Annotated in this window: 13 protein-coding genes; 9 read left to right on the top strand and 4 right to left on the bottom strand. The window is 52.2% G+C overall.

Translation table 11 applies throughout. From position 1 onward, the window contains the following. Window positions 1-5 precede the first annotated feature (5 nt). From FTO68_RS01765 to FTO68_RS01805, 9 genes are read left to right on the top strand one after another with little or no spacing between them, the layout of a single operon-like run. On the top strand, window positions 6-464 hold the full coding sequence (locus tag FTO68_RS01765; protein ID WP_255331633.1) for an MnhB domain-containing protein: 459 nt from the start codon (window positions 6-8) through the stop codon (window positions 462-464). After that, complete coding sequence (locus FTO68_RS01770; protein ID WP_255331634.1) at window positions 464-808, top strand: sodium:proton antiporter; 345 nt, start codon at window positions 464-466, stop codon at window positions 806-808. The genes FTO68_RS01765 and FTO68_RS01770 overlap by 1 nt, the downstream gene beginning before the upstream one ends. Beyond that, window positions 805-2,361 carry a proton-conducting transporter transmembrane domain-containing protein gene (locus FTO68_RS01775; RefSeq protein WP_255331635.1) on the top strand — a complete coding sequence of 519 codons (1,557 nt, stop codon included), beginning with the start codon at window positions 805-807 and terminating at the stop codon, window positions 2,359-2,361. The genes FTO68_RS01770 and FTO68_RS01775 overlap by 4 nt, the downstream gene beginning before the upstream one ends. A gap of 1 nt (window position 2,362) precedes the next feature. After that, window positions 2,363-2,710, top strand: a complete 348-nt coding sequence (mbhI, locus tag FTO68_RS01780; RefSeq protein WP_255331636.1) for a membrane-bound hydrogenase complex subunit MbhI — start codon at window positions 2,363-2,365, stop codon at window positions 2,708-2,710. After that, window positions 2,707-3,141 (top strand): NADH-quinone oxidoreductase subunit B family protein, encoded by a 435-nt coding sequence (locus FTO68_RS01785; protein ID WP_255331637.1) that lies wholly within the window; start codon window positions 2,707-2,709, stop codon window positions 3,139-3,141. The genes mbhI and FTO68_RS01785 overlap by 4 nt, the downstream gene beginning before the upstream one ends. After that, entirely contained in the window at window positions 3,138-3,824 is a 687-nt protein-coding gene (locus FTO68_RS01790) for an NADH-quinone oxidoreductase subunit C (protein WP_255331638.1), read from the top strand. Before FTO68_RS01785 ends, FTO68_RS01790 begins: the two co-directional genes overlap by 4 nt. Next, a complete protein-coding gene (locus tag FTO68_RS01795) occupies window positions 3,817-5,055 on the top strand; it encodes a hydrogenase large subunit (protein WP_255331639.1) in 1,239 nt (412 codons plus the stop codon). The genes FTO68_RS01790 and FTO68_RS01795 overlap by 8 nt, the downstream gene beginning before the upstream one ends. A gap of 2 nt (window positions 5,056-5,057) precedes the next feature. Further along, window positions 5,058-6,059, top strand: coding sequence for a respiratory chain complex I subunit 1 family protein (locus FTO68_RS01800; protein WP_255331640.1), 1,002 nt, complete (start codon window positions 5,058-5,060; stop codon window positions 6,057-6,059). Continuing rightward, window positions 6,060-6,461: a 4Fe-4S dicluster domain-containing protein gene (locus FTO68_RS01805; RefSeq protein ID WP_255331641.1), complete on the top strand. Its 402-nt coding sequence runs from the start codon at window positions 6,060-6,062 to the stop codon at window positions 6,459-6,461. It abuts the gene before it with no gap. Here the strand turns inward: FTO68_RS01805 and hycI are convergent, their stop codons facing one another. From hycI to FTO68_RS01825, 4 genes are all read right to left on the bottom strand, one after another. Next, window positions 6,462-6,917 carry a hydrogenase maturation peptidase HycI gene (gene hycI, locus FTO68_RS01810; RefSeq protein WP_255331642.1) on the bottom strand — a complete coding sequence of 152 codons (456 nt, stop codon included), beginning with the start codon at window positions 6,915-6,917 and terminating at the stop codon, window positions 6,462-6,464. Window positions 6,918-7,239: 322 nt separating this feature from the next. After that, a complete protein-coding gene (locus FTO68_RS01815) occupies window positions 7,240-8,175 on the bottom strand; it encodes an SDR family oxidoreductase (RefSeq protein WP_255331643.1) in 936 nt (311 codons plus the stop codon). Window positions 8,176-8,227: 52 nt separating this feature from the next. Next, complete coding sequence (locus FTO68_RS01820; RefSeq protein ID WP_255331644.1) at window positions 8,228-8,947, bottom strand: metal-dependent hydrolase; 720 nt, start codon at window positions 8,945-8,947, stop codon at window positions 8,228-8,230. A gap of 28 nt (window positions 8,948-8,975) precedes the next feature. Then, a complete protein-coding gene (locus tag FTO68_RS01825; protein WP_255331645.1) occupies window positions 8,976-9,149 on the bottom strand; it encodes a hypothetical protein in 174 nt (57 codons plus the stop codon). Window positions 9,150-9,160: the final 11 nt, after the last annotated feature.

The raw sequence follows: 9,160 nt of genomic DNA on the forward strand, positions 1-9,160 counted from the left end.
TGCAGATGAGTTCAATTGTTAAAACAACAGCAGATGTTCTCTTTCCATTCATCCTGATATATGGATTCTATATCATAATCCATGGCCATCTGACACCAGGCGGAGGGTTCCAGGGCGGTGCCATCCTCGCATCCGGCGTCCTGCTCCTCCTGCTGGCTTATAAGTACGCAGAGAGCACGAACGTTGTCAGGCAGGTGGTGATGAAGAGCCTGGAGTCTACAGGACTGCTCCTATTCATTATTGCGGCTTTATCTGCAATGATGCTCGGTGCAGGATTCTTTTTCAACTGGCTATCGCCGGGAGGCATACTCTTTGGGGATATTGTTGCGTATGGATCCGGTACAGCCAACCTGAATACCGGCGGGCTGATCCCAATCATGAATATTGCTGTTGGTATTGAGGTCGTTGGAGCGATCAGTGTAATCCTGCTCGCCCTCCTCTCAGGAATAAAGGAGAAGATCTGATGATAGAACAGATACCATACCTGGCTGTAATCCTGATCGCAGGGATCGGGATTGCCACAATTCTCCTGAAGAAGAACTTAATCAAGATGATCATGGGACTTGCAATAATCGAAGGGGCCGCAAACCTCTTCCTGGTCACCCTCGGTTACCGGGAAGGAGGGATTGCCCCGATCTTCACCAGTGCTCCGGGCAAAGAGATGGTACTCCCCACGGTACAGGCGATGACCCTGACAAACATCGTCATCGGCTTTGCAACAACAGCGCTTCTCCTCGCCTTTGCGATCATGATCTATAGAAAATATGGATCTGTGGAAACAAACAACATCAGGAGGCTGAGGGAATGAGCCAGTATGCAGCATTATTACTGGCAATACCCCTGATTGCGGCATTTGCGATGCCACTTTTTGGTTTGATAGGAAAGAAGATCCGCAACTCATGGGCAATTCTCACGATGCTCGCCACAGTTGCCGCTGCCCTCATCCTTGTCTGGGAAGTGCTGACACAGGGGACGATCATCTACGCCTTCGGCGCAGTCGATCCATCGCTCACCATACCATTTGATTCCGGTGGGGTGCCGATTCGGATCCTCTTTGTGATCGATGCGATGTCGGCATTCATGATCCTGACAGCAGCAATCATGATGTTTGCTGCGACCCTGTACTCGATCTCAAGTGAGTCGGAGCAGACCGGACAGGACGGATACTATGCCCTCCTCTTCCTGCTGATGGCCGGTATATTTGGAATGGTCTCAACAGGAGATCTCTTCAACTTCTTCGTCTTCCTCGAGATCAACTCCCTCGCCGGTGCAGCACTTGCCGCATATAGGATCAAAGGCGGTGTCGCGGTTGAAGGGGGCCTGAAGTATGCGTTCATCTCGACTGTGTCAGGCCTCTTTTTCCTCATTGCAGTCGGGATGCTCTATGGCCAGTACAACTCGCTCAATATCGCCTATATAGCCTCCGTGATAGATTTTACCGGGCTCTCACTCGTAGCAGTTGTACTGATGATCGTCTCGCTCGCAATGAAGTCAGGATCTGTCCCGATGCACTTCTGGACACCGGATACCTATTCAAGTGCACCGTCATCAATTACAGCACTCCTGATTGTCTCCAGTATGGCAAGCCTCTATGCGATCTTCCGAATCGCATTCAGCCTGTTTGGGCTGACGATGAACGTGGTGACCGTCGGATGGGTGATCATCATCCTGGGTATTCTCTCGATGTTCATCGGCGTCTCAATGGCGCTCCCGCAGAAGGATGTGAAACGCCTCATGGCATACCACTCCGTCTCACAGATCGGATACATGCTTGTTGGTCTTGGCGTCGGTCTCGCGGTGCTTGGAGATCAGCAGATGCTTGCACAGTTTGGGGTTGTCGCGATGGAGGGAGGAATCTTTCATATCATAAACTATGCCCTCTACAAGGGCCTCCTCTTCCTGATCGCAGGCGCTGTCATCTACCGGTGTGGAACCGCAAATCTAAACGAACTCGGCGGCCTCGGTCATTCGATGAAATGGACGATGGGCTTCTTCATCATTGCAGCACTTGCCATTGCAGGTATCCCGCCCTTTAACGGGTTTGCCTCTAAACTGATGATCTATGAATCGGTCTTCGTATTCAACCCCTTCATCGCGGTGATCGCTATGGTGGTCTCGATCATGACGCTGGCATCTTTTGTCAAGGTCTTCCACTCGATGTTTATGGGGCCAAAACTTCCTCAATATGAAACAGTAAAGGAAGTGCCGATGCCGATGCTCATTGGAATGGGTCTGCTTGCAGTACTAATCATCCTCTTCGGGCTCTTCCCGGATCTCGTTGTGAATACGCTCGTTGAACCGGCTGCACTGGCATTGATTGACAGATCAGGTTATATTACCTCAGTCATGGGAGGGATCTGAAATGGATTTTACTGCAACCCTTGTTACCGGAACAGGATTCTGGAATCCGATCATCTGGATTCTGGCGTTTCTGATCACATTCATCGTAGCATACCTGATCTGGAGGAGCGGGGTTTCAACATACCAGAAAGGGACAGAACAGGTAAAACCATACCTCTCAGGCAATGCAGAGCCTGATAAAAACGCGGTGCATATCCGTGGTGGAAACCTCTACTGGGGATTCACCGAAGGATTGAAAGGGTATTATTCCCGCCTGATACCCCTCCATACGGGCGATCTGAATGACTATATGCTCTGGTACTTCGGTGTTGTTATTGCCGTCTTCGCACTGGTGGTGATCTTCCTATGACACTCTCTCCATCTTTCAAACGATCGCTCTGGGTATTCCATTTCAATACCGGATCCTGCAATGGATGTGATATCGAGATCGTGGCAACGATCACCCCGCGCTATGATCCTGAACGTTTCGGCGTGAGACTGGTTGGATCTCCAAAGCATGCGGATGTCCTCCTCGTTACAGGACCGGTGACAAAGAAGATGGCACCGAGGCTTAGGCGTGTATACGAACAGATGCCTTCACCAAAGGTCGTGATGTGCATCGGATCATGCGGGCAGTCCGGGGGTGTCTTCTATGATTCATACAACCTGGATGGCCCGGTCGATGATGTCATCCCTGTGGATGTCTATGTCCCCGGCTGTCCTCCCCGGCCTGAAGCGATCATCTACGGTGTCGTAACCGCACTCACAAAACTTGAACGGATAGAACGAGGTGAAGAATGAACGAGACGATACTGACACCACAGGAACTGATCGACCGGTTCACCACAGCATTTGGCAAATCGATCTCAGATCAAAGAATACAGATCAGGGCAGAAGGTGTAAAGAAGATCCAGAATTCCAATATCTGGATGACCATCACCCGTGATATACTGAAGCCGGCAATCTCCATGTTAAAGGAGATCTCCTATCCACACCTCTCGGTCATTTCAGGCTGGGATGTTGGAGAGGAGCTTCGCATGCAGTACATTTTCTCGATATACTTCGGGGAGCGGCATGGTGAGTACATGGTGATCTTCACAGTTCCCCTGACAAAAGACGACCTCGTGCTCCCGACCATCAGTGACCTCATACCCGGAGCCCTCTTCACCGAGCGGGAGAAGCAGGAGATGTTCGGTGTAACAATTCAGGATATCCCGGATGGAAGGCGCCTCTTCCTGCCAGAGGACTTCCCCGAGGGGGTGTATCCGCTCAGAAAGGATGAGACCGGCGTTCCGGATTCTATGATCAAGCATCTCTGGCAGGTGAAACGGCCAACTGATCGCCCGGCACCACCGGTGACCGAAAGAGAAGAAGAGCCAAAAGCCGGTGCCGAAGACACAAAGGTGAAGAAAGAAGAGAAGAAAGGTGAGAATCCACCGCCTGAAGGGAAAAAGCCTGAAGCGGAGGTGAAGTCGGATGAGTGAAGGAACTCCAACAAAGAAAGCGCCATATGTCGTTCCGATTGGCCCGATACATCCGGCACTGAAAGAACCGGTGCAGTTCCTCTTTGATATGGAAGGGGAGGTCGTCAAGAAAGCGGATTTTGCTCCCGGACAGGCACACCGTGGGATCGAATGGATGGGAATGCGGAGAAACCCGATCCAGATCATCCACATGACCGATCGGATCTGCGGAATCTGCGGTGTCACCCACTCATTTGCATTTGCACGGGCAATCGAACAGATTGTTGATATCGAAGTCCCGGCACATGCCGAATACATCAGGGTGATCATCGCCGAGTTTGAGCGGATTCAGTCCCATCTTCTCTGGGCGGGAGTAGCGGCCCATGAACTTGGGTTTGACACCCTCTTCTATCTCGCATGGCGGGTCCGCGAAGAGGCAATGGATGTGATCGAATACATCACAGGCAACCGGGTGAACTACGGTCTGATTCAGGTGGGCGGTGTAAGAAGGGATATTACTCCGGAACAGCACCCGACTATTCAGAAATGCCTTGACGGGTATCGCGATCTCCTCGGGAAGATGCTGAATCTCTTCCTCAAGGATACCACAATTGCGATCAGGTGCAAAGATTGTGGCCTGCTATCGTTTGAAGAGGCGCGGAACCTCTGCACAGTCGGTCCAACCGCACGTGCATCCGGCGTTCCAAAGGATGTGCGGGTGGATTATCCATACTCGGCATATGGTGATCTTGATATCTCCCCGATTCTGCCAACTGCCTATGGGGGTGATATCAACGGGGATGTATATGACCGGATCGTAGTGCGTCTGCTCGAGGTTGCGCAGTCTGTTGAGATCATCGAGACCTGTCTAAAGGAGATGCCGGAAGGGCCGATACTCTGGGAGCCGAAGCTGCCGAAGTTGTTATCTGCCTGCAAGAAGGCCCAGGGTGAGGCGGTCGGGCGACACGAAGCGCCACGAGGCGAATGCCTCCACTATGTAGCGATGGACGGCCATGAAGCTCCTGCCATGTGGAAGGTGAAGGCATCCAGCTACAGCAACCTCCACTCGTGGATACCGATGCTCGAAGGCGAACAGCTTGCCGATGTTCCGATCATCGTCGCCTCGATCGATCCCTGCCTCTCCTGCACTGACAGGGTCGCCGTTATCCGTGGTGCAAAGCGGGATCTGATGACAAAGGAAGATCTCCATCAGCTCTCGGTTGAGAAGACACGGAGGATACAGGGATGCTGAGTATGGATATACTGCTGGTTACCATTCTGGCTGCAATCGGCCTCTCGATCATCGGAATTGCTCTTGGGCTCATCCTCCTTGGAATCGACCGGCGGATCTCGGCCCGGATGCAGGCCCGGATCGGCCCTCCGCTCCGGCAGCCATTTATTGATCTGAAAAAATTACTTTCAAAAGAGAATGTCATCCCCGAGAATGCGATCCCGTCGCTCTTCAATGCTGCTCCGATCGTGGCGCTCGCCTCATCGATAGTGGTGCTTCTATACCTCCCAATCGGCTCGATGATGCCGATCCTCGGCGGCTATGGCGATCTGATCCTGGTGATGTACCTCCTCGCGGTTCCCGCACTTGCGATGGTTGCAGGAGGGTTTGCCTCCGGATCACCGTATGCAACCGTCGGTGCACAGCGTGAGATGGTGAGCATGATCGCATACGAGTTACCGCTAGCTTCTATTGTTATTGCGGTTGCCTGGCTCCTCTATTCATCAGGAGTTGCCGATCCCTTCGCACTCACCAGTATTGTGGCAAACCCGATCTGGTCACTGGTCGGTCCCCTCGGGGTGGTGGGGCTCATCATTCTGCTCCTCACCTTTGCCTGGGTCTCACCAGCCGAGCTCTCGAAGATCCCCTTTGACACACCTGAAGCTGAGACCGAACTTGCCGGTGGGGTGCTTGTCGAGTATTCAGGCAAAAACCTCGGTCTTTTCACCGTTGCACAGGGTGTGAAGACGCTTGTGATGGGCGGGCTTGCGGTTGCAATCTTCTTCCCATGGAATCTCTCGCCACTGTTTGGGCTTACAGGCTATGTTGCCCTTACAGTAGATGCTGCATTCTTCTTTGCAAAGGTGATTCTCCTGATGATCCTCTCGGTTACGGTGATCAGGACCGGGCTTGCCAGGTTCAGGATCACCCACGTCGTCACCCTCTTCTGGGTCTGGCTTGGCGTGGCCGGGCTCTTTGGGCTCTCGCTTGTGATCCTTGATTCGGTGCTTAGGGGGTGGTTCTAAATGGCTCTTCCGATGATTCGGGAGATCTTCGCGCAGGTCTTCAAGAGACCGGCGACAAACCCTTTCCCGGCACGGTTCCTCCCGCCATCAGTGACCGAATTCTTAAAAAAAGTGGGTGCTGGTGAAGCCACAATCAACCCCCCGGTTGCGACACCCCCAAACTTCCGCGGCAAGATCGTCTATGACCGGGACGGCTGTATCGGATGCAATCTCTGTATCCGGGTCTGCCCCGCACATGCAATCGAGTTCATTCCTGAGACGAAACGGATCAGGATTTATGTGGCACAATGCATCTTCTGTTCCCAGTGTAATGACATATGCCCAAAAGGTGTCCTCACCATGAGTCCGGAGTTCCTGCTCGCAACAGAGGACCGGTTTGCCGAGAGCCAGATTGTGGAATAATCAAAGCCTCTCCAGAGAGGCAGACTCTCCTTTTTTCAGCACTTCGATGAGCGCCTCAGCAGCGGTTTGGACAGCCAGCGAGAGCCCTTCGCCCGGCTCAGTTGTGGCAGGCTGGATCCCGATGAAGAGGATCGTCTGGATATCAGGCGAGAGATAGTTCATAAGGTGCGAGAGCGGCAGCATATGGGTACCGATACTCGTATCATCGATCTGATCGGGAGGGATGATCCGGATACTGCCTGCGGGAAGACCCATATCAGCGGCATCCACAATTATAAGCATGTCCGGCTCCAAACGGCGGATCGGGGCGGTGAAGTTCTCGGGAGCTGTTCCACCACAGAAGGGTATCCAGCCATCTGAAGAATAAGTATCATTTCCATCAAATCTTTCAGCGATGAAACAACCGACACCATCATCTGAGAGGAGCGTATTTCCGACGCCAAGGATGACCTTCATTGCAGATAGATCTCATACTTCAGGATACAAGAACCTGCGTTTCTGTGTATAATAATAATCTTAAGCCAATTTTCTTCTCAGGCTACTCCGAGGAGCTTTTAGAAATGAGTGTATAGAGAGAGATGGAATCGACCTGAAAGCGCTTGTTGACATTGACAGGAATCAAGGTCATGTATCCCGGACGAGTAGATCAGCGACCCTTACGTACAGAACCCGGCCGATTTGTTCCGTCAGATAGTATCAGGGGGATACACGACATCCAGAGGTGGCGCCCACCCCTGAATCTTACATCCTGAGGGATTTAGTGCTCCTCCGTACCCTGCTAGTGCGCATGCTGCTCCACAAACCATGCAACCGTAGCAGCAAGCCCTTCTTCCAGCGTATATGCAGGTTCATATTCAAAAGCTGTTTTAGCCCGTGAGATATCCGCCAGGGAATCACGGATATCTCCTTCCCGGATCGGCTCATAGGTCGGTTTTGCATGGGTGCCGATGATCTTCATCAGGATCTCCGCGAGTTCGTTTAAGCTGATCCGCTTTCCGCAGGCGATGTTGTATATACCCGTTGCTTCGCTCTCCATCGCCTTCACATTCGCCTGGATGACATCTTTGATGAAGGTGAAGTCCCGGGTCTGGCCGCCGTCGCCATAGATGATCGGCGGTTTCCCCTCAAGCAGCCGGGTGATAAACTTCGGGATCACCGCAGCGTACTCGGATGATGGATCCTGCCGCGGCCCGAAGACATTGAAGTACCTGAGAAAGACCGTCTGAATCCCATACAATTCATAAAAGACCTTCCCATAGTACTCATCTGCAAGCTTTGAGACCGCATAGGGGGAGAGGGGGTTTGGACTCATCCCCTCCTCCTTCGGCAGGGTCGGGGTATCCCCATATACCGAGGAGGAAGATGCGGTAACTACCTTCCGGACACCATTCTCCTTTGCCGCATGGAGCAGCACCAGTGTGCCGGTTATATTCGCTTCATTCGTCGTCAGGGGATCCTTCACAGAGCGGGGGACAGATGGGATCGCCGCCTGGTGAAAAATACCGTCAACACCGCGGGTAATCTCCTGCATCAGCTCAATATCGGTGATGCTCCCTTCAATGAAGGTGACATTTTTGTGCTCACGGAGATCAGCCACATTCGCGGATCTGCCGGTTGCGAAGTTATCGATAATGGTGATATCATGATCCTCTGCCAGGTGATCTGCCAGGTTCGAGCCGATGAACCCGGCACCGCCGGTGATGAGATAGCGCATGGAGATTAATTTGGATTTTGTCAATGAAAAAACCTCTGAAAGAACGCTTCACTCAAGGATTATCTTCGCCCCGGCTGAGATGGAGAAGCGGCAGTAAGAGAAATACAAACCCGCACCAGATGAGGGCGAGTGCACAGATGAAGGGATCTCCACCCGAGACGATTGGGTAAAAAAGGCTGGATCCGATCGAATCCAGGCGAACGAGCACAAAAATACCAATCCCGATTGTCCCCATCCCGATGGCTGTCATGCAGGGCCATCTGATCTGACGGATAAATGAGAGGGGCGTACGTGATCCGGCAAACCACTCTCCAAGGATCAGAATGCTGATTGCGATCAACAGAACAAACGCCAGCCATTCCTGCGGAGAAGCCAGTTCACGCCAGAAAGAGCTGTAGAAATAGCTATTGTAATCACCAATCGGAAACGGGCCATAGAGGGGAAAGTAGAAGGTGTTTGGGATCTCCCACATCGAATCCAGCACCAGGTGAAGAAGAACTCCGATACCAAGTCCAAAACATATTATAGAACCCCTGTATTTCCACTGGAAAAACGCCAAAATGAGAATAATTACTAGAAATATAAGCGAATGCCCGATAATTCTTCCATACCCGATCGTCTCGGCAAAGATGATATGCCCAAGCGGCTTATCGATCAGATCGGGGAGGATGCTCCCAACTGCAACCGGAAGAAACCAGCGGCGTGACTTCAAGACCTCTGAAAGAAAGAGACCGGTTGCCACACCCACAAGCAGATGAAAGAAGAAGAACATCCAATCAGATTATCGTCTGTACAGGGCATTAATACTGGCTATTCTTCCGCCGGATCAGAAAGGCCGGATCCAGACTTCGGTGAGATGCGGCATCTCCCATCCCGCCGGAAATCGATTCCGATGCAACACCCTCATCATGAAGAGCTATTGAAGCACGTGCAGATGGGGAAGCTGCGAGGGCAATCTTTTGTGGTTCAGGCACCTGTTAACCGG

Origin of the sequence: Methanocalculus taiwanensis (assembly GCF_024372745.1) — an archaeon.
GTDB lineage: Archaea > Halobacteriota > Methanomicrobia > Methanomicrobiales > Methanocorpusculaceae > Methanocalculus > Methanocalculus taiwanensis.

Bases quoted from the DNA above. Each gene is read 5' to 3' on its own strand.
- FTO68_RS01765 (WP_255331633.1), top strand. From the start codon at position 6: ATGAGTTCAATTGTTAAAACAACAGCAGATGTTCTCTTTCCATTCATC.
- FTO68_RS01770 (WP_255331634.1), top strand. From the start codon at position 464: ATGATAGAACAGATACCATACCTGGCTGTAATCCTGATCGCAGGGATC.
- FTO68_RS01775 (WP_255331635.1), top strand. From the start codon at position 805: ATGAGCCAGTATGCAGCATTATTACTGGCAATACCCCTGATTGCGGCA.
- mbhI (WP_255331636.1), top strand. From the start codon at position 2,363: ATGGATTTTACTGCAACCCTTGTTACCGGAACAGGATTCTGGAATCCG.
- FTO68_RS01785 (WP_255331637.1), top strand. From the start codon at position 2,707: ATGACACTCTCTCCATCTTTCAAACGATCGCTCTGGGTATTCCATTTC.
- FTO68_RS01790 (WP_255331638.1), top strand. From the start codon at position 3,138: ATGAACGAGACGATACTGACACCACAGGAACTGATCGACCGGTTCACC.
- FTO68_RS01795 (WP_255331639.1), top strand. From the start codon at position 3,817: ATGAGTGAAGGAACTCCAACAAAGAAAGCGCCATATGTCGTTCCGATT.
- FTO68_RS01800 (WP_255331640.1), top strand. From the start codon at position 5,058: ATGGATATACTGCTGGTTACCATTCTGGCTGCAATCGGCCTCTCGATC.
- FTO68_RS01805 (WP_255331641.1), top strand. From the start codon at position 6,060: ATGGCTCTTCCGATGATTCGGGAGATCTTCGCGCAGGTCTTCAAGAGA.
- hycI (WP_255331642.1), bottom strand. From the start codon at position 6,917: ATGAAGGTCATCCTTGGCGTCGGAAATACGCTCCTCTCAGATGATGGT.
- FTO68_RS01815 (WP_255331643.1), bottom strand. From the start codon at position 8,175: ATGCGCTATCTCATCACCGGCGGTGCCGGGTTCATCGGCTCGAACCTG.
- FTO68_RS01820 (WP_255331644.1), bottom strand. From the start codon at position 8,947: ATGTTCTTCTTCTTTCATCTGCTTGTGGGTGTGGCAACCGGTCTCTTT.